The sequence below is a fragment of the Nocardia sp. KT25-26 genome, from assembly GCF_056627695.1.
The window spans coordinates 5,455,760-5,474,809 of sequence record NZ_CM152813.1; the positions used below are offsets into that span (position 1 = coordinate 5,455,760).

General features: G+C 69.3%; 19 protein-coding genes. 7 read left to right on the forward strand and 12 right to left on the reverse strand.

Annotation, left to right across the window (positions count from 1 at the left end):
• Complete coding sequence (gene purL, locus AC1HFH_RS24665; RefSeq protein WP_480245165.1) at positions 1-2,295, reverse strand: phosphoribosylformylglycinamidine synthase subunit PurL; 2,295 nt, start codon at positions 2,293-2,295, stop codon at positions 1-3.
• A gap of 141 nt (positions 2,296-2,436) precedes the next feature.
• Between purL and AC1HFH_RS24670 the strand changes: the two genes are divergently transcribed.
• Positions 2,437-3,747: a glycosyltransferase 87 family protein gene (locus AC1HFH_RS24670; RefSeq protein WP_480245166.1), complete on the forward strand. Its 1,311-nt coding sequence runs from the start codon at positions 2,437-2,439 to the stop codon at positions 3,745-3,747.
• Here the strand turns inward: AC1HFH_RS24670 and AC1HFH_RS24675 are convergent.
• Together AC1HFH_RS24675 and AC1HFH_RS24680 are read right to left on the reverse strand one after the other, a co-directional pair.
• Positions 3,731-5,014, reverse strand: a complete 1,284-nt coding sequence (locus AC1HFH_RS24675; RefSeq protein ID WP_480245167.1) for a M18 family aminopeptidase — start codon at positions 5,012-5,014, stop codon at positions 3,731-3,733. The genes AC1HFH_RS24670 and AC1HFH_RS24675 overlap by 17 nt on opposite strands.
• Before the next feature lie 106 nt (positions 5,015-5,120).
• On the reverse strand, positions 5,121-5,999 hold the full coding sequence (locus AC1HFH_RS24680) for a glycosyltransferase family 2 protein (protein WP_480245168.1): 879 nt from the start codon (positions 5,997-5,999) through the stop codon (positions 5,121-5,123).
• Positions 6,000-6,076: 77 nt separating this feature from the next.
• Between AC1HFH_RS24680 and AC1HFH_RS24685 the strand changes: the two genes are divergently transcribed.
• A complete protein-coding gene (locus tag AC1HFH_RS24685) occupies positions 6,077-7,432 on the forward strand; it encodes a M20/M25/M40 family metallo-hydrolase (protein WP_480245169.1) in 1,356 nt (451 codons plus the stop codon).
• A 9-nt stretch (positions 7,433-7,441) separates the two neighbouring features.
• Here AC1HFH_RS24685 and AC1HFH_RS24690 read toward each other — a convergent pair whose 3' ends face one another.
• Complete coding sequence (locus tag AC1HFH_RS24690; protein WP_480245170.1) at positions 7,442-8,086, reverse strand: MBL fold metallo-hydrolase; 645 nt, start codon at positions 8,084-8,086, stop codon at positions 7,442-7,444.
• An 87-nt stretch (positions 8,087-8,173) separates the two neighbouring features.
• On the opposite strand from AC1HFH_RS24690, the gene purS reads away from it, so the two are divergent.
• Both purS and purQ read left to right on the forward strand, forming a co-directional pair.
• A complete protein-coding gene (gene purS / locus AC1HFH_RS24695; RefSeq protein WP_480245171.1) occupies positions 8,174-8,410 on the forward strand; it encodes a phosphoribosylformylglycinamidine synthase subunit PurS in 237 nt (78 codons plus the stop codon).
• The gene (gene purQ / locus AC1HFH_RS24700) at positions 8,407-9,081 is read left to right on the forward strand and encodes a phosphoribosylformylglycinamidine synthase subunit PurQ (protein WP_480245172.1); all 675 of its coding nucleotides are present in this window, start codon (positions 8,407-8,409) and stop codon (positions 9,079-9,081) included. Before purS ends, purQ begins: the two co-directional genes overlap by 4 nt.
• An 8-nt stretch (positions 9,082-9,089) precedes the next feature.
• On the opposite strand, the gene AC1HFH_RS24705 is transcribed toward purQ, so the two are convergent.
• Entirely contained in the window at positions 9,090-9,818 is a 729-nt protein-coding gene (locus AC1HFH_RS24705) for a TetR/AcrR family transcriptional regulator (protein ID WP_480245173.1), read from the reverse strand.
• 121 nt (positions 9,819-9,939) lie between these two features.
• On the opposite strand from AC1HFH_RS24705, the gene AC1HFH_RS24710 reads away from it, so the two are divergent.
• On the forward strand, positions 9,940-10,893 hold the full coding sequence (locus AC1HFH_RS24710; protein WP_480245174.1) for an ATP-binding cassette domain-containing protein: 954 nt from the start codon (positions 9,940-9,942) through the stop codon (positions 10,891-10,893).
• A gap of 21 nt (positions 10,894-10,914) precedes the next feature.
• On the forward strand, positions 10,915-11,679 hold the full coding sequence (locus AC1HFH_RS24715; protein WP_480245175.1) for an ABC transporter permease: 765 nt from the start codon (positions 10,915-10,917) through the stop codon (positions 11,677-11,679).
• Positions 11,680-11,705: 26 nt separating this feature from the next.
• Here AC1HFH_RS24715 and AC1HFH_RS24720 read toward each other — a convergent pair whose 3' ends face one another.
• Positions 11,706-12,794 carry a substrate-binding domain-containing protein gene (locus AC1HFH_RS24720; RefSeq protein ID WP_480245176.1) on the reverse strand — a complete coding sequence of 363 codons (1,089 nt, stop codon included), beginning with the start codon at positions 12,792-12,794 and terminating at the stop codon, positions 11,706-11,708.
• Positions 12,795-12,857: 63 nt separating this feature from the next.
• Between AC1HFH_RS24720 and AC1HFH_RS24725 the strand changes: the two genes are divergently transcribed.
• A complete protein-coding gene (locus AC1HFH_RS24725; RefSeq protein ID WP_480245177.1) occupies positions 12,858-13,292 on the forward strand; it encodes a MarR family winged helix-turn-helix transcriptional regulator in 435 nt (144 codons plus the stop codon).
• A gap of 16 nt (positions 13,293-13,308) precedes the next feature.
• Here the strand turns inward: AC1HFH_RS24725 and AC1HFH_RS24730 are convergent, their stop codons facing one another.
• The 6 genes from AC1HFH_RS24730 to AC1HFH_RS24755 all read right to left on the reverse strand — a co-directional run bounded on the left by AC1HFH_RS24730 (position 13,309) and on the right by AC1HFH_RS24755 (position 18,907).
• Positions 13,309-14,010, reverse strand: coding sequence for a DUF2334 domain-containing protein (locus AC1HFH_RS24730; RefSeq protein ID WP_480245178.1), 702 nt, complete (start codon positions 14,008-14,010; stop codon positions 13,309-13,311).
• 68 nt (positions 14,011-14,078) lie between these two features.
• Positions 14,079-16,232, reverse strand: a complete 2,154-nt coding sequence (locus AC1HFH_RS24735) for a S9 family peptidase (RefSeq protein ID WP_480245179.1) — start codon at positions 16,230-16,232, stop codon at positions 14,079-14,081.
• Positions 16,233-16,557: 325 nt separating this feature from the next.
• Entirely contained in the window at positions 16,558-17,517 is a 960-nt protein-coding gene (locus AC1HFH_RS24740) for an alpha/beta hydrolase (RefSeq protein ID WP_480245180.1), read from the reverse strand.
• Between the two features lie 115 nt (positions 17,518-17,632).
• Complete coding sequence (locus AC1HFH_RS24745; protein WP_480245181.1) at positions 17,633-18,061, reverse strand: HIT family protein; 429 nt, start codon at positions 18,059-18,061, stop codon at positions 17,633-17,635.
• A 25-nt stretch (positions 18,062-18,086) separates the two neighbouring features.
• Complete coding sequence (locus AC1HFH_RS24750; protein WP_480245182.1) at positions 18,087-18,512, reverse strand: HIT family protein; 426 nt, start codon at positions 18,510-18,512, stop codon at positions 18,087-18,089.
• Between the two features lie 17 nt (positions 18,513-18,529).
• On the reverse strand, positions 18,530-18,907 hold the full coding sequence (locus tag AC1HFH_RS24755) for a PH domain-containing protein (protein ID WP_480245183.1): 378 nt from the start codon (positions 18,905-18,907) through the stop codon (positions 18,530-18,532).
• Between the last annotated feature and the right edge of the window lie 143 nt (positions 18,908-19,050).

The window sequence follows — 19,050 nt, forward strand, 5'->3', positions numbered from 1 at the left end:
TCAGGCGGTGTGCGCGCCGAACAGCTTCGGCAGGGTGCCTTCGAAGGACTCCCGCAGTTCGGCGAGCGGCACGGTGAACTGGCCCTGCACCTCGATCGAGTCCGAACCCTGATCCACCACACCGATCCGGACCCACGGCAGCTGCCGGGCGGAGCACATCTTGGTGAACCGGGTCTCCTCGGAACGCGGCACCGCGACCAGCACCCGGCCCGCGGACTCGGAGAACAGCTGGACGAACGGATCGCTGCCCTCGGGCAGCAGGATCCGGCAGCCGGTTTCGCCGGCCAGTGCCGACTCGACCACGGCCTGGATCAGACCGCCCTCGGACAGGTCGTGCGCGGCGCTGATCATGCCGTCCCGCGAACCCGCGGTGAGTACCTCCGAGAGCAGCTGCTCCCGGGCGAAATCGACCTGCGGCGGCACCCCGCCGAGATGGTCGTGCGCGACCTGCGACCAGATCGAGCCGCCGAACTCGTCGCGGGTCTCGCCGAGCAGGATCAGGGTCTCCCCCGGTTCGGTCCCGAATCCGGTGGGGATGCGGCGGTGCACATCGTCGAGGACACCCAGCACACCGACCACCGGAGTCGGCAGGATCGCGTCCCGGCCGGTCTGGTTGTAGAAGCTGACATTGCCGCCGGTCACCGGGATGCCCAGCGCCACGCAGCCGTCCGCGAGACCGCGCACGGCCTGCTGGAACTGCCACATCACCCCCGGGTCCTCGGGGGAACCGAAGTTCAGGCAGTTGGTGACGGCCTTCGGCGTCGCGCCGGAGGCGGCGACATTGCGGAACGCCTCGGCCAGGGCCAGCTGGGCGCCGGTGTACGGGTCGAGCTTGGTGTAGCGGCCGGAGGCGTCGGTGGCCAGCGCGATACCGCGGCCGGTGCTCTCGTCGATGCGCACCACGCCGGAGTCGGCGTGCTCGGCCAGCACGGTGTTGCCGCGCACATAGCGGTCGTACTGTTCGGTGATCCACTTGCGGCTGCACAGCTGCGGGCTGGCCAGCAGCTGCAGCAGGGTGTCGCGCAGCTCACCGGCGGTCTTCGGCCGCGGCAGCGTATCCGGGGTGTCGGCGATCAGGGCGTCCTGGCTGCCCGGGCGCTGCACCGGACGCTCGTAGACCGGGCCCTCGTGGGCGACGGTGCGCGGCGGCACATCGACCACGGTCTCGCCGTGCCAGGTGCACACCAGGTGGTCGCCGTCGGTCACCTCGCCGATGACGGTGGCCAGCACGTCCCACTTCTTGCAGACGGCCATGAAGTCGTCCACGTTCTCCGGGGTGACGACCGCGCACATGCGCTCCTGCGATTCGCTCGACAGGATCTCGGCGGGGGTCATGTTCTTCGCCCGCAGCGGCACCTTGGTCAGGTCGACGCGCATACCGCCGTCACCGGCTGCGGCCAGCTCCGAAGTCGCGCAGGACAGCCCGGCACCGCCGAGGTCCTGGATACCGACGACCAGCCCGGCCGCGTACAGCTCCAGGCAGCATTCGATGAGCACCTTCTCGGTGAACGGGTCGCCGACCTGGACACTGGGCAGCTTCTTGCGGCCGGTGCCGGACTCGTCACCGGAGAAGGAATCCGAGGCCAGCACGGACACGCCGCCGATACCGTCGAGACCGGTGCGCGCACCGAACAGGATGATCTTGTTACCGGCGCCCGAGGCGAACGCCAGATGCAGATCCTCCACCCGCATCGCACCCGCACACAGCGCGTTGACCAGCGGATTTCCCTGGTAGGACGCATCGAAGACGGTTTCGCCACCGACATTGGGCAGGCCCAGCGAGTTCCCGTAACCGCCGACGCCGCGGACCACGCCGTCGACCACCCGGCGAGTGTCGGGGTGGTCGGCCGCGCCGAAGCGCAGCTGATCCATCACCGCGATCGGACGGGCACCCATCGCCATGATGTCGCGCACGATGCCACCGACGCCGGTGGCCGCACCCTGGTACGGCTCCACGTAGGAGGGGTGGTTGTGGCTCTCCACCTTGAAGGTGACCGCCCAGCCGTCGCCGATGTCGACGACACCGGCGTTCTCGCCGATCCCGGCGAGCATATTGGCCTTCATCTCGTCGGTCGTGGTCTGCCCGAAGTAGCGCAGATGCACCTTCGACGACTTGTACGAGCAGTGCTCGCTCCACATCACCGAGTACATCGCCAGCTCGGCATCGGTCGGCCGGCGACCCAGAATCTCCCGGATCCGTGCGTACTCGTCGTCCTTGAGTCCGAGTTCCTTGTACGGCTGCGGGGTGTCCGGGGTGGCCGCGGCATTGGCTACGGAGTCGACCTGCAGAGTCACGGGAGTACCAGGGTCCTTTCGGCCGGGGCGGACCGGAGGAGGTGACCGCGCCCGAAGAGGGGCGAACTATCGGGAACGATTCTAATGCCGCGCCGGAGCGAGTTCCCCGGCGGCTCGCCCGCTACCGGTTACCCTCTGCCGGTGAATCTGCGACCGGGCGTTTCCGATCAGGTCGAATACCCGACATCCCCGGCATTGCACACCGCTGCCGCCCCGGACCGCGATCACCCGGCAACCCGTCCCGGACGGCCGCTGCGGAGGCAGGTTTCCCGGTATCGGGCACTGGCCGGGGCGTTGCTGTTCTTCGCGGTCACCGCGGTGATCGCACGCTGGGCGCACTGGTGGTTCGGGTTCCTGGATCTGCAGGTCTACCGGCTCGGTGCGCAGGTCTGGCTGGACGGCGGCGCCCTGTACGGGCCGATGCCGCCCACCGGGCTCGGTGTCGCGCTGCCGTTCACCTATCCTCCGACGGCCGCCCTGCTGTTCGTACCGCTGGCCCTGCTGCCGCTGCCGGTGGCGGAACTGCTGATGCTGCTCATCTCGCTGGCCGCGCTCGGCACCGTATTGTGGCTCGTCCTGGGTCGGGTGCGCCCCGGCCTGGATCGGCACACCGCGATCACGGTGCTGATCGTCGCGGTCGCCGCGGCGCAATACCTGGAGCCGGTGCGGCAGACCTTCAGCTTCGGGCAGATCAATCTGATCCTCATGGCCGTCGTCTGCCTGGACGCGCTGGTCCGCAATCCGCGCTGGCCGCGTGGCCTGCTGATCGGGCTGGCGGTTGCGGTGAAGTTGGTGCCCGCCGGTTTCCTGCTGCTGTTCCTGTTGCGCCGGGACTTCAAGGCGGCCGCCACGCTGGTGGGCGCGGCGGTCGGCGCGGTGGCAGCCGGGTTCGTGCTGATGCCCGCCGATTCGGCCGAGTACTGGTTGCACACGCTCGCCGACACCGACCGAATCGGCACACCCTATTTCGCCGGGAACCAGTCGCTGAAAGGCACCCTGCTGCGGCTCGGGCTGCCGGATACCGTGGCGACCGCATTGTGGCTAGGACTCGCCACGCTGGTCGTGACGCTGGCGGCGATATGGATGCGGCGTCTGCTCGCCGAAGGAGCGCAGGCGGCCGCGCTGCTGGTCAACGCGGCCGCGATCCTGCTGGTCTCGCCGGTGTCCTGGTCGCACCACTGGGTGTGGGCGGCACCCGCACTGTTGCTCGCCGCCGTCGGCGGACGGCGCTCGGCAGGCTTCGGCACGATCGGCGCCGCGTTCGGCCTGTTGTTCCTGGCAGGCCCGCAGTGGCTGCTGCCGCACGACCGGGACCGGGAACTGGACTGGACCTGGTGGCAGCAGGTGATCGGCAGCAGTTATGTGTGGGCGACCACGGCGTTGCTGGCCGGCGGCGCCTGGTGGGCCCTCCGGACAGCACGCCGGGGCACCGCGGTCAGGCCGGGGTGCTGAACGCCGCGAGCGCAGCGGCGTAGGCGGGCACATCCGCCGCGCCCATCACCTCCCGCGCCGAATGCATGGCCAGCTGGGGTGCGCCGACATCGACGGTCGAGATACCGGTGCGGGCCGCGGTCATCGGGCCGATGGTCGAACCGCAGGGCAGGTCGGCCCGGTGCACATACCGCTGCAGCGGCACCCCGGCCTGTGCACAGGCCAGCGCGAAGGCGCCCGCACCGGCGGCATCGGTGGCATAGCGCAGGTTCTGATTGACCTTCAACACCGGACCGCCACCGACCACGATGCGATGCGCCGGTTCGTGCCGGTCCGGGTAGTTCGGGTGGGTGGCGTGCGCCATATCCCCGGAGACCACCACCGAACCGGCCAGCGCGGCCAGGAACTCGGCCCGGCCACCGCCGCGGGACAACACGATCCGCTCCAGCACCGCGGGCAGCAGATCCGACTGAGCGCCGCGATCGGATTGGCTGCCGACCTCCTCGTGGTCGAACATCACCAGCACCGGTGTCGCGCTGCCCGGCGCGTCCGCGGCGGCCAGGAAGGCCTGCAGACCCGCGTAGCAGGTGGCCTGGTTGTCCAGCCGCGGCGCGCTGACCAGGTCCAGGTCCCGGCCGACCAGCCGGCTCGGGGTCAGGTCGTGGGTCATCAGTTCCCAGCCGAGCACCTCCGCGGCCCGGACCCCGGCCCGGTCGGCCACGAAGCCGAGGAAGTCGCCGGGTTCGGCACCGATGCCCCAGATCGCGTTCACATGCCGCTGCGGGTCCAGGCTGACGCCCTTGCGGTCCTCGGACAGGTGGATCGCCAGTTGCGGGACCCGCAGCACCGGCTCGTCGATCCGCACCAGCACCTCACGGACCGCATCACCCGCGCGTACGCTCAGCCGCCCGGAGACACCGAGTTCGCGGTCCAGCCAGGAGTTCAGCCAGGCGCCGCCGTACGGTTCCAGGCCCACCAGCTGCCATCCGGCCGCGGCCAGGTCCGGATGCTGTTTCACCCGCAGATTCGGGCTGTCGGTGTGCGCACCGATCACCCGGAACGGGGTAGGCGCCCCGCCCGGCTCGTCGGCCCAGGCGATCAGCGAGCCACCCCGCACCACATAGTTGCGTCCTCCGGCGCCAGCCCAGGTCTCGGACTCGTCGCGACGCATGAACCCCCGCGCCTCCAGCTCGGCCGCAGCCGCCGCACACGCATGAAACGGCGACGGCGACTGATCGATGAACGCACACAACCCGTCGGCCGAAGCCGCAGTACTGGTAACCGGCATACCGCCGATCCTAGATTGCGGGCTCCACGCCCAGACCTTGCATCGGAATGCGCGGTCGTGCATCACCGGCGATGCACGACCGCACCGCCCGATGCAATGTTCCGAGTCAGCGGGAGGTGCGGACGCGCTGCTTCGCGGCCGTCAGCAGGGCGGCGAGGGTGCCGCGGGCCGCCAGGCCGACGGCCACCAGGGGCGCGAAGACCAGCCATGGGGAGTTGCGGTGGTAGTCGCAGTAGAAGCGCAGGGCGCTGCGGTGGTGGGCGCGAACCTTGCGGAACGGGGCGGAGCGCATGCTGCCGCCCTCGCGGTGCCGGATCTCCACGCTCGGGTCCAGCACCACCCGCCAGCCGGCGCGGTGCAGGTCGAGGGCCATCTTGCATTCCTCGAAGTAGAGGAAGTAGCGGCCGTCGAAACCACCGACCGCGTCGAAGGCCTCGCGCCGGAACAGCATGCAGCAACCGGAGATCCAGTCGACATCGCTGACCGTGGTCGGCGATTCGCCGAAGTATTTGCGGGTGGCCGGGTTGTTCGGCCACACCCCGCCGAGCAGCGCATGCACGACACCCATGGCCAGGGAGGGGAAGCGGCGGCCGGACGGGTACGGGGTGCCGTCGAGCCGGGCGATCCGGGGCCCGATCATGCCGATCTTCGGATCGGCCATCGCGGTCTCCACCAGGGTGGCGATCGAACCCGGATCGAGTTTCGTATCCGGGTTCGCGACGAGCAGCCATTCGGCGTCGGTCTGCATCGCACCCTGGTTGATGGCGCGGGACAGCCCGACGTTGACGCTGTTGCGGAACACTCGGCCGCCGAACTTCTCGACGAGTTCCGGCCCGTCGTCGGTGGAGGTGTTGTCGATCCCGACCACGTCCACGTCCAGCGGTTGCACGGCGGCCTCCACCGAGGCCAGGAAGGGTGGCAGGTCTTCGGCGCTCTGGTAGGTGACGAGGATGAGTCCGACCGTCTTGTCGGCACGCGTCGACATGCGGGCGAACCTATCAGCTGCGCCGCGGGTGTGTGAACCCGTTGCGCCGAGCGCACACCCGGATACCATCCGATGCCATGAGCGATGCGGACCACGGTGCCGATTTCCTGCGCAGACGGGTCGCCGGCCTCCTCGGGCAGGCGAAAACCGATTTGGCCCAGCTGGTCTCGTTCCGGTCGGTGGCCGATGCCCGGCAGTTCCCGCCCGAGGAATGCGAACAGGCCGCGCAGTGGGTCGCCGACGCCTTCGCCTCGGTCGGCCTGACCGAGGTCGCGCTGCACGAGACGCCGGACGGCAGCAAGGCGGTCGTGGCCTCCCGGCCGCCCGCACCCGGCGCCCCGACAGTGCTGCTGTACAGCCACTACGACGTGCAGCCACCGATGGACGAGGCCGCCTGGCGCACCCCGGTATGGCAGCTGACCGAATCCGGTGGCCGCTGGTACGGCCGGGGCGCCGCGGACTGCAAGGGCAATATCGTCGCCCAGCTCACCGCGCTGCGCGCCCTGGGCACCGACCTCCGTGCCGGGGTGACGGTGGTGTGCGAGGGCTCCGAGGAACAGGGCACCGGCGGCCTGGAACGGTTCGTCGAACAGCATCCGGAGCTGCTGCGCGCCGACACCATCCTGATCTGCGACAGCGGCAACTCCGCGGCCGGTGTGCCGACCTTCACCGAGACGCTGCGCGGCATGCTGGATGTGGTCGTCACCGTGGAGACCATGGCCGGGCCGCTGCATTCGGGCATGTTCGGCGGCGCCGCACCCGATGCGCTGGTGGTGCTGACCCGACTACTCGCCTCCCTGCACGACGAACACGGTGATGTGTGCATCGCCGGGCTGCCCGGCGGGCAGACCTGGCCGGGCGTGCAGTACCCGGCCGAACAATTCCGGTCCGATGCGGGTGTCGCCTCCGGGGTAGAACTGTTCGGCAGCGGCAGTGTCGCCGACATGTTGTGGGCGCGGCCCGCGCTGACCGTCCTGGGAATCGACGCACCGCCGGTGGTCGGCTCGGCGGCCGCGGTACAGCCGCAGGCACGGGCCCGGCTGAACCTGCGGATTCCGCCCGGTATCCACGTCGACCGGGCCTTCGAGGCGCTGCGGGCTCATCTGCTGGATCAGCCGCGATGGCAGGCCCGGCTGACCGTGGAACTCCAAGCTTCCGGCGCACCGTTCCGGTCGGCGACCGGCGGCCCGGCACGCACCACCATGGATGCCGCACTGGCCACCGCGTTCGACCGGCCGACCACCACCCAGGGCCAGGGCGGCTCCATTCCGCTGTGCACGACACTGGCCGACACCTATCCGGCGGCGGAGATCATGCTGCTCGGGGTGGAGGAACCGCAGTGCCGGATCCACGCCCCGAACGAGAGCGTGGATCCGGCCGAGATCGAGCAGATCGCGTTGGCCCTGGCCCTGTTCCTGCGCGACTACGCGTGACCGCCACGGTCAGAAGGTGGTGTCGGATTCCTCCCGCACAACCCGGAACTCGGTGCCGTCCGGCGCCATCTCGGTGAGCCGGCCGAAATAGATGCCGCGGGCCTCGGGCGCGATGATGCCGTGGTGGATCGGGACGGCGGCGCGCGGCGCAACGGCCCGCAGGTAGTCGACGGCCTCCCAGATCTTCAGCCACGGCGCGGCCGCCGGAATCGCCAGCACACCGACCGGGCCGGGCGGCACCCACAGCGAATCGCCGGGGTGCACCAACTGGGCCGGGTCGGCCGCGGTGCCGAGCTGGAAGACGGTGTTGTCGATCACCGGCAGGTCCGGGTGGATCACCGCGTGCCGGCCACCGCCGCCGGTGACCCGCACATCGCCGAGGTCGAGCACCTCCCCGGCGTGCACCGGCTGCCAGGACTCGTCGCGCAGCCGTGCGGTCTGCGGATCGCACAGCAACCGGGCCTGCGGATTGGCTTCGATCAGGTCGCCGATCCGGTCGGGATCGATGTGGTCGGGATGCTGGTGTGTGACCGCGATGGCGTCGAGCCCGGTGAGTCCCTCGAAGCCGTGGGCGAAGGTGCCCGGGTCGAACAGCACCCGGGTGCCGTGCAGGTCCACCAGCAGACAGGAGTGGCCGAAGTGGGTGATGCGCATAGCCCGATGCTAGGACCCGCGCGGCGCGCGGATCACCACCGCGACTACGATTCGGGAGTAACCCACCCCCCGCATGAGGAGCAGCACGTGGCACGAGTCGTGGTCGAGGTGATGCCGAAGGCCGAGATCCTGGACCCCCAGGGACAGGCCATCGCCGGCGCGCTCCCGCGCCTGGGATTCGCCGGAGTCGCGGACGTCCGGCAGGGCAAGCGATTCGAACTGGACGTCGACGAGAGCGTCGGTGATGCCGAGCTCGAGCAGATCGCCGAGGCACTGCTGGCCAACACCGTGATCGAGGACTGGAAGGTCGTCCGCGTCTCATGAGCCGAATCGGGGTCATCACTTTTCCCGGCACGCTCGACGACGTCGACGCCGCCCGTGCGGTGCGGCTGGCCGGTGGCGAAGCGGTCAGCCTGTGGCATGCCGATGCCGATCTGAAGAATGTCGACGCGGTCATCGTGCCGGGCGGCTTCTCCTACGGCGACTACCTGCGGTGCGGCGCCATCGCCCGGTTCGCCCCGGTGATGGGTGAAGTGGTGCGGGCCGCCGGCCAAGGGCTGCCGGTGCTGGGCATCTGCAACGGCTTCCAGGTGCTCTGCGAGGCGGGCCTGCTGCCGGGCGCGCTCACCCGCAACGAGGGGCTGCACTTCATCTGCCGCGACCAGTGGCTGCGGGTCGAGGCCACGAACACCGCCTGGAGCTCCCGCTACGAGTCCGGTGCCCAGATCCTGATCCCGCTGAAGTCGGGTGAAGGCCGCTACCAAGCAGCCCCGGACGTGCTCGACGAACTCGAGGGCGAAGGCCGCGTGGTGTTCCGCTACGCGGGTGACAACCCGAACGGCTCGCAGCGCGGAATCGCCGGGATCGCCTCCGCGAACGGCCGCGTCGTCGGCCTGATGCCACACCCGGAGCACGCCACCGAACCGCTCACCGGCCCCAGCGACGACGGCCTCGGCATGTTCCTGTCGGTGCTGGACAGCCTGGTCACCGCCTGATCTGACGGTCACCCGCCGAACGAGCGGAGGTGACTCTCGTAGCCGTCCAGCAGCCGCTGCAGGCCGAACTCGAAATCGGCCCGGTGCCAGTCGATGTCCTCGGCCTCGAAGGCGCGCTCGCCGAGCGCGGCACGCACCGCCGGGTACCGGTCCGGGTCCAGCAGGCCCAGTAGTGGCTCGGTGAAGTCGGCCTCGGATTCCGCGGCGGCTGCCAGGTCGCGAGCGATCCGGCACCGACCCATCACGTACAGGGACAGGTTGGTGATCAGCTGCAGCTTGCCCGGCTCGGGCAACGGCAGCGGCGCCAGCACCTGCAACCCCGCCTCCAGCCAGGCCACGTTGTTCGGGCCGAACGGCGGACTGCCCAGCGGAATGTCCAGCACCCACGGGTGTCGGCCGAGTACCCGGTACTCGCTGTGCGCCCACAGTTCCAGTCCGGCGCGCCAGGACTGCCCGGGGTCGAGTTGCGGTGGTGAGCCGAGCACCCGGTCGTGTGCCATCTCCACCAGCGTGTTCTTGCTGTCCACATACCGATAGAGCGACATGGCGGTCACCCCGAGCTCCCGGGCGACCCGATTCATCGACAGGCCCGGGTAGCCCTCCGCGTCTCCGACCGTTATCGCCGCGTCGAGGATCTGTGCCAGGGTCAGGCCACGCCGGGGCCCGCGAGCACCCGCGGGAGCCGCGGCCCACATCAGCTCCACCGATTTCGGCAATGCTCCGTTCGCGGACGTCATCCGGCTTTCCTCCTTCGTTCCCTCCCGACTCTATCCGGCTGCCCGGGCAGCTCTTGCACCCCTAAACTGTTTACTCTATAAACTTAGTTTAGAACATAAACAGTTCACAGCAGGAGGACCCGTGGCCCCGGAAGCCCCGCCCGCACTCACCGTGCGCGCCCTGACCAAAACCTTCGGCACCCACCGCGTGCTCGACCACATCGACCTGGGCATCGCCGCCGGTACCGTTTTCGCCCTGCTCGGACCGAACGGGGCGGGGAAGACCACTCTGGTGCGCATCCTCACCACCCTGTGCCCACCCGACAGCGGGCAAGTACGGATCTTCGGCACCGACCCGGTCGAGGATCCGAGCGCCGTCCGGCGGCTCATCGGCGTCACGGGCCAATACGCCGCGGTCGACGGGGTCCTCACCGGCACCGAGAATCTGCTCCTCACCGGGCGGTTGCTGCACCTCGGCGGCGCCGAGACCCGGCGGCGCACGACGGAACTCCTGGCCCGATTCGACCTCGGGCCGGCCGCCGACCGCCCGGCCCGCACCTACTCCGGCGGGATGCGCCGCCGGCTCGACCTGGCGATGAGCCTGATGGGCCGGCCGCGGATGGTCTTCCTCGACGAACCCACCACCGGCCTGGACCCACGCAGCCGCCGCGAACTGTGGGGCGCGGTCCGCGAACTCACCGCGGCCGGCACCACGGTTCTGCTCACCACGCAGTATCTGGAGGAAGCGGATCAGCTCGCGGACCGGATCGGCGTGCTCGACGACGGACGAATCGTCGCCGAAGGCACCCCGGACGATCTGAAACTCCTGGTGCCCGGCGGCCATATCCGGCTGCAGCTCGACGACCGCGCCGCCCTGGCCGCCGCCACCGTCGCGGTGCCCGGCTCCCGGCCCGACCCGGAGCAACTGACCCTCACCGTGCCGTCGGACGGGTCCGCTACGCAGATGAAAGACCTGCTCGACCGCCTGGCCGAGGCCGATGTCCACATCGCGCAACTCACCGTGCACACGCCCGATCTCGACGACGTCTTCTTCGCCCTGACCGGTCAGCCACGCGCCGCCGGCGCCGCCGCCTGAACTACGAAAGCGAGCGCACCCATGACCACCCACACCGTCACCGACGCCATTGCCCTGCTGGACCGCAATCTCCGGCATACCCTGCGCAGTCCGGACACCATGATCGTCACCCTCGCTCTGCCGATCATGATCCTGCTGCTGTTCGTCTACGTATTCGGCGGCGCCCTCGAGGTCGGCGGCGGGACCTACATCGACTATGTGGTGCCCGGCATCCTGCTGCTGTGCGCGGGTTTCGGTGCGGCCACCACCGCAGTCTCGGTATGCACCGATATGGCCGAAGGCATCGTCGACCGGTTCCGCACCATGGATATCGGCCGGACGACCGTCCTCACCGGACATGTGGCGACCAGCCTGGTCCGCAATCTGATCACCACCGGGCTGGTGGTCGCCACCGCCGTCGGGCTCGGCTTCCGGCCCACCACCGACCCGCTGCGCTGGCTGGGCGTATTCGGGACGGTGGCCCTGTTCGTGCTGGCCGTCTCCTGGCTCGCCACCGCCTTCGGCCTGCTCACCCGGAACCCGGAGGCCGCCAACGGGGTCAGCTTCATCTTCATGTTCCTGCCCTACGTCAGCAGCGCCTTCGTGCCGACCTCGACGATGCCCGCCGTCCTGCACAGCTTCGCGGAACACCAGCCGGTGACACCGATCATCGAAACGCTTCGCGCGCTGCTGATGGATGCCCCGGCCGGCGACAGCGCGCTGCTCGCAGTGCTGTGGTGCACCGGGCTGACCGCGGCCGGCTACCTCGCCGCCCGAATCCTGCTGGCCCGCCGCACCGCTGCCTGAGCCGGCGCCGAGCTGCGGGCCACCGGCTAAAGCTCGGCGACGATATCGAAGTCGACGCCGTCGGCGCGGGCCAGTCGGCCGCGTTGCACGGCCTGATTTCCGAGGAAGCCGCGCGGGGTGCCGTGCACATCCAGCACCGCGCCGTCGGCGAGGGCACGGTGCATTCGCGGCACATCCAGCGAGCCGGTCCGGTGGGCCAGGGCGCCCAGGGTGTGAATCGCCTCGTAGGTGGCGTTGCTGAAGGTCGTCAGCGCCGGCGCGAAGGCGCCGTATCGGGTTCGGTAGCGGGACAACCGGTCCCGATCGTCATGGTCGCGGGCATCGAGGAAGTACCCGGATGCGGCATAGAGGTTCTCGTTGGCCGCCGGTCCACCGGCCAGCAGGACGTTCTCGTCGACGGCGGGACTGAGCCGGGGCTGGGTGGCGGACCGGCCGGTGGCGGCGAACTGCCGGTTGAACCGCGCTACATCGGCGCCCACCATCAGGATCAACACCCCGTCGGCCCGGTCCAGCGCCGGGTGGGTGAGGAAATCGGTGAAGTCGCGGGTGCCCAGCGGCACATAGTGCTCCAGCACGATCCGGTCCGGACCGGTCAGCTCGCGCCGGAGCACGGCCGCCGATTCCCGGGGCCACAGATAGTCGTTGCCGATGACCGCCCAGCGGTGCACCCCCAGTTCCCGCGCCATCCAGCGGGCGGCGGGCACGGTCTGCCCGCCCGGATGTTCGCCGATCATCAGCACCCCGGGCTGCTCGTCCCGGAGGCCCTCGTGGCAGGCCGCGTACAGATACGGCACCCGGCCGGCCGCCGCCCGGGCGACCGCACGGCGCACCGCGGAGGTGTGCCATCCGGTGATCGCATCCACCAAACCGGTCGCCAGCAGCGCCGAAACCTCGGCCGCCACCTCCTCGGGCTCGGATCCACCGTCGATTGCGGTGATTCGCACTTCACGGCCGAGGATGCCCGATTCCGCGTTCAATTCGTCCGCCGCCAAACCGATCGCGGCGGAACACGACGGTGCCACCAATCCGCCGGGGCCGTGGGCGGGTACGATGGCCAGCACCTCCAACGTGCCGTCGGGGTTGGCGCCCACCTGCTTCGGCGAGAAATTGGGCATTGGGTACTCTATCGTCGACCCGAACAGCAATGTTCGGCGGAGGTTCTGGTAGGCGGGAAGCAATTGAGAACCAGTGTAGACGCCGCGGTCACGCTGCACGGCGCACTTCGGGCCGCCGAACGCAGCTGGGTGGAACAGCTCGATACCGCCCTGGCCGAGCACAACATCACAGCTGATCAGTGGGCAATGCTGACGCATATGTCCACCGAATCCGGGATCACCATGTCCGAGCTGGCCCGGCGCGCCCGGCTCGCACCCTCCTCGGCCACCCGGCACGCCGATGCCCTGGCCGAACGGGGCCTGATCTTCCGGCTGGCCGCCGAGGACGACCGGCGCCGGGTCCTGATCGGCCTGAGCAATATCGGCGATCGGCTGGTCAAGGCGGTCCGGGCAACCGAGACCGCCGCCGAGACCCGGGCCCGAGAAGCGCTCGGCGCCGCTCGCTATCGGGAACTGATCGATACCCTCGCCCGGCTCGCCGACCTGGACCGGGACTGACTCTGCTCCGACCGGGTCACGCCGCCCGGGGAAGCGTGATCGGCTCCCAGCGGTACACATCGCTGCGCGCACCGTGGTACAGCGCGAGATCCACCGCATCGAGCATCGCCTGACGCGGACCCGGCCGTTGCAGCTGTGCCGCCGAGACCGCGAGCCGCAGCACCCCACCCCGGCGCGCCGTCCGCGCCGCGCCCATCACCAGCGCCCGGCACCACCACGGCTCGGCCCGGAATCCCTCGCCGATTCCGTACACCCGGGCCCGCTGGACGATGTCGTTCTCCAGATCCAGCATGCCGGTCAGCCCGAGCGAGAGCCGGAACCCCACCTCGGGCAGTGCTTCGATCGCACCGGCCGAAGCGTTCCACCGCGGCGCGGCGAACAGGCGAGTGCGCAGCCGGACCCCCTCCAGCACCCGGTCGGCGGCGGTGAGGCGCAACCTGGCCTCGTGCCGGGGCAGGGCGGCGAATTCGGCGCGGCGGCGCTTGGTGGCCGCCTGGTCGTAGCCGTGCAGCACGATGGCATCGCCCCGCGCCCGGCGTTCCCGCAGCCAGGCCTGCGTCAGCGGATCCTCGACGAGCCGGTATTTCCCCTTCAACCGGGGCGCGACCAGCAGCGAGAGCCGCACGTTCCGCCGCTCCATCTCCGCGGCGAAATCCACCGCCGCCTCGCGAGTGGTGTCCCGGACCCCCGATACCGACACGATCAACTCTGCGCTCATGGACCAACGGTCCCAGCCGCAGGTGTCATCGACGTGCAGCGGCGATGACACCGCGGCGAACACCGGGATCAGAGGGTGTCGGCAGCCACTTTGTCCAGCACCCAGGCGAATTCGAACGCCACTTCCTTCCACTTCTCGTAACGCCCGCTGACACCGCCGTGGCCGGCGCTCATCTCGGTCTTGAGCAGCAGCTCACTGTCGCCGGTCTTCGTCGCCCGCAGCTTCGCCACCCATTTGGCCGGCTCCACGTACAGCACCCGGGTGTCGTTGAGGCTGGTGATCGCCAGGATCGCCGGATAGTCCTGCGCCGTCACGTTCTCGTACGGCGCATACGACTTCATGTAGGCGTACACGTCGGCATCGGCGAGCGGGTTACCCCACTCGTCCCATTCGATCACGGTGAGCGGCAGCGACGGATCCAGGATCGAGGTCAGCGGGTCCACGAACGGCACGTTGGCGAGGATGCCGGTGAACAACTGCGGCGCCAGGTTCGCAACCGCGCCCATCAGCAGCCCGCCCGCGCTGCCGCCGTCGGCGACCATCCGGTCCGGAGCGGTCACCCCGGTGTCCACCAGATGCTGGGCGCAGGCGACGAAATCGGTGAAGGTGTTCTTCTTCGACAGGGTCTTGCCGTGCTCGTACCAGAGCCGGCCCATCTCGCCGCCGCCGCGCACATGCGCCACCGCGAACACCACACCCCGGTCCAGCAGCGACAGCCGCGACACCGAGAACGCCGGGTCCACGCTGGCCTCGTAGGACCCGTAGCCGTAGAGCAACAGCGGCTTCGGTTCCGCTCGGTCGGCGGTGCGGCGCTGGATCAGCGAGATCGGGATCCGGGTGCCGTCCGCGGCCACCGCCCAGCGGCGATGCTGCTCGTAGTCGGCCGGATCATAGCCGCCGAGCACCGGCTGCTCCTTTCGCAGCAGCAGCTCACCGGTGGCCGGAACGTAGTCGAACACCTGCATCGGGGTGATGAACGAGGTCAGTCCGATCCGCAGGGTCGGCTGCCGCCATTCGGGGCTGGAACCGGCACCGACCGCATACAGCTCCAGATCGAATTCGAGTTCCTTCAGTTCGCCGTAGCCGTCCGCGGTCAGCGGCCAGACCGCCAGCCGGGTCAGCGCGTCCCGCCGGTAACCGAGGACCAGGTGGTCGGCGAACGCATCGACGTCCTCCAGCCGGACGTTCTCGCGGTGCCCGATCAGGACCGTCATATCCGCCGGGTCGTCCACCGGCGCCTCGGCGAGCACGAAGTTCTCCGCCTTGACTCCGTCGACGACGTCGTTGTGCAGGATCAGGAACTTGTCGGCCCCGCCGATCACAGCATGCTCGGCGGCGTACTCCACGCCCTCGCGGCGCGGCAGCAGCACCCGGAACTCGCCCTCCGGATCGTCGGACTCCAGGATCCAGCCCTCGGTGGTGATCTTGGAACCGAGCCAGATCATCAGGTACTTCTCCGACCGGGTGGCCCCGATGCTGACCCAGTACCGCTCGTCCGGCTCGTGGAAGACCTTGACGTCGTCGTCCTTACCGGTGCCGATCCGGTGCCGCCACACGGTGTCGGGCCGCCACGACTCGTCGACGGTCTGGTAGAAGATGTGCGTCCCGGTCAGCGACCAGGTTGCGCCCGGCGCGGTGCCCGGCACCTCGTCGGCGAGCAGTTCACCGGTGCGCAGATTCTTGAACCGCAGCGTATAGCGCTCGTTGCCGGCGGTGTCGACCGAATAGGCCAGCATCGACCCGTCGTGGCTGATCGAGAAGGCGCCGAGGGCGAAGAAGTCGTGCCCGGCGGCCAGCTCGTTGCTGTCCAGCAGCACCTCTTCGCCGGGGATCTCCGCATCCGCCTCCAGCTTCGGCGGGGTCCAGGCATCGATGCCTTCGGCCGCCGCGTCGATCGGGCAGCGGCAGTGCACTCCGTACTGTTTGCCCTCGAAGCTGCGCGAGTAGTACCAGTAGTCGCCCAGCCGGGTCGGCACCGACAGGTCCGTCTCCTGGGTACGGGCCTTGATCTCGTCGAAGATCTTGTCCCGGAGCGGGCGCAGATGCTCGGTGCGAGCCTCGGTGTAGGCGTTCTCCGCCTCCAGGTACCCGATCACCTCCGGGTCGCCGGATTCCCGCAGCCATTCGTAGTCGTCGACGAATACATCGCCGTGGTGCACCCGCTCGGTGGGTACCTTCTTCGCGATCGGCGCTTGCACCGACCCACCATTGTCGCCAGCCATGCGGTCCACCGTAACCGTGCCGCGCATCCACCCGCGCGGGACCGCGCCCGGGAATGTCGCCCCGGGGCCGTGCCCGGAACCTTGCACCTGCACCCGAACCGGAAACCGAGCTACCGCCGACCGGCTCGGACAGCCGATACAGGTAGCGACCGACGACGCCGAACATTCGGGGCAACAGGCACCCGTTTCCCGAACCGCCCGCCTATGAGCGGTTTACGAATAGTCCCCCGGCGGAGGGCTGGGCGGCGTATCCCGCCCAGGGGCGGCCGAGCTGCCGACTCCGGTCAGGCACCAGCACCCCGGACGCGGACTGCCGCGACTACGTTCAGGCGCCGAGCGCGGGCCCGATAGTGGGCCAGGACGAGCGCAGCGCCTCACCCCAGTAGGACCAGGAGTGGGTACCCACCGGGCGGTAGTCGATCCGGGCCGGGATGCCGGCGCCGCGCAGCTGCTGTTCGAAGGAGACCGTGCAGATATTGACGCCCGCTTCGATCGGGCCGCCGAAGAAGATGTTCTCGGCGAGCTGTGGCTTGAGTTCCGCCTCGTGTGGCCCGGGGACACCGGTACCGGTGGACAGGTACAGCGCCTTGCCGCGCAGATTGCCGAGCATCCGGGCGGGGTCGTGTGCGGCCCACTCCGGGCTGCCGGGCGCGCCCCACATATTGGCCGGGTTACCGCCGCGGCTGGCGATGGAGAAGGTCATCGCACCGGCTGCCATCCCGAGGTCGGGGCAGCCGCTGTATGCGGCAACCGCCCGGTACAGGTGCGGGTTTCGGGCGGCCAGGACATAGGCCGAGGTACCGCCCATGGACAGACCCCCGATTCCGTTCACCCCGTTGCCGCCGAACCGGGCATCGATCAACGGCGGCAGCTCGCGGGTCAGGAAGGTCTCCCACTTGTAGGTGCCGTACCGGGCATCGTCGGCGATCCAGTCGGTGTAGTAACTCACCCGGCCACCCAGCGGCAGCACCACGTTCACGTTCTTGGTCCGGAAGAAGGACTCCACCTTGGTGGCATTGGTCCAGGTGCTCTGCTCGATTCCGGGATCGAGCCCGTCGAGCAGGTAGTAGGTGGGCCGGGCGCCGCCACCGGCCGGATGCAGGACCTGTAGGTCGATCGGGCGGTTCATCGCCGGGGAGAACACGGTGATCGCCGTACGGGTCGGGCTGAGTTCCCGGGATCCGACGATCTCCGCCGCGGCGGCGGGAGCGGGCTGCATCACCCCCGGGACGAACAAGGCAATGGCGATTGCCAGCACTGCAGCAGCAACACTTGTACGACGCACGACCCACCCTCCGTTACCCCATGTCAGAAGATTCCAAGGTAACGCAGATCGGGAGCAGAACGAAGCAATGGGCGTTTCGGGCGTTTTGTCGGCAAACCGGCTGGTCGGCCGGAAATCATCCGGCCCGGGTGAGCGCTCCACGGATCGATCCGGCCAGATAATCCAGATCCGCCCGGGCGGGTGCGGTCGGACGGCCACGCAGTCCGAACCCGTCGCCCGGGGTGCGCGGAATGACATGTAGATGCACGTGGAATACCTCCTGACCGGCGGTCACCCCGTCGGCCAGGAAGAAGTTGACCCCGTGCGCGGCGACCTCGCTCTCCCGGAGCGCTCCGGCCAGCCGCTGCCCCACCTGGAACAGCTTGCCGCCGACTGCCGGATCGAGTTCGGCCAGGCTCCGGGCCGGTTCCCGGGGCACCACCAGCAGATGCCCCGGCGTCATCGGCCGGATGTCCATGAACGCGACCACATCGTCATCGGTGTAGACCATCGACGACGGCGCACGGCCCGCGATGATGTCGGCGAAAATCGTGTAGGGATCCACCGCCCAACGGTATCCGGGAGCCGGATCAGGCGGGGACGTTCGCCCCGTGACCCAGTTCCTGCAGGGCGGTGCGGATCTTCGCCTGTGCCTCGTCGAGCGATTCCGGGCTCGGGTTCGGATCGGCCTTGGAGATGTCGAAATCGCCCATGGTGTAGGCCGGGAAGACGTGGGTATGCAGGTGCGGCACCTCGAGGCCGGCGATCAGCAGGCCCGCGCGCGGGGCGTCGAACGCCTTGCGCACGGCCTGCCCGATCTTCTGCGCCACATCCATCATGCGGGCCATCACCGCCGGGTCGACGTCCTGCCACTGGTCGATCTCGGCCCGCGGCACCACCAGGGTGTGCCCCTGGGTGACCGGTCCGATGGTAAGGAAGCCGACGAACTCGTCGTCCTGCCAGACGAAGCGGCCCGGCAGCTCACCGGCGATGATCGCACTGAAGACGGAAGCCATGGGCCGAGCCTACCGGCTCACAGCGAGGTGAAATGGGAGAGCATTCCCTGTACTTCATAGATGTCCACACCCCGACTGAACCGCTTGCGGATCGCCTCGTAACCACCGCCGACGAAGACCACCAGCTCGGCATCCAGATCGAAATGCCCGGCGGTCTCCACCGAGAAATGCGAGATGGCCCGGTACGGGACGCTCTCGTAGCACACCTTCCGCCCGGTCATCCCCTGCTTGTCGATCAGGATCAGCCGACGGTTGGTGAAGATGATCGCATCGCGGACCAGCACGTAGGCGGCATACACCTGCTCGCCGTTGCCGAACAGTTTGGCGTACTCCTGCTGAGCGGCCGCGGGATCGATCTTGCCCGCATTGCCCATCAACCCGTCCATCAAACCCATTGCTCGCACACACCTTTCACGGTCGGCGCCGGTTGAGCGCGGCGGGTGGCCACGCTGATTCTCCATCATCCCCCACGGACGCAGGTGGACGTGGGATGAACGATCGATAACCGCTGTCACCTGCCGCGGCAGCCGGCCGGGTG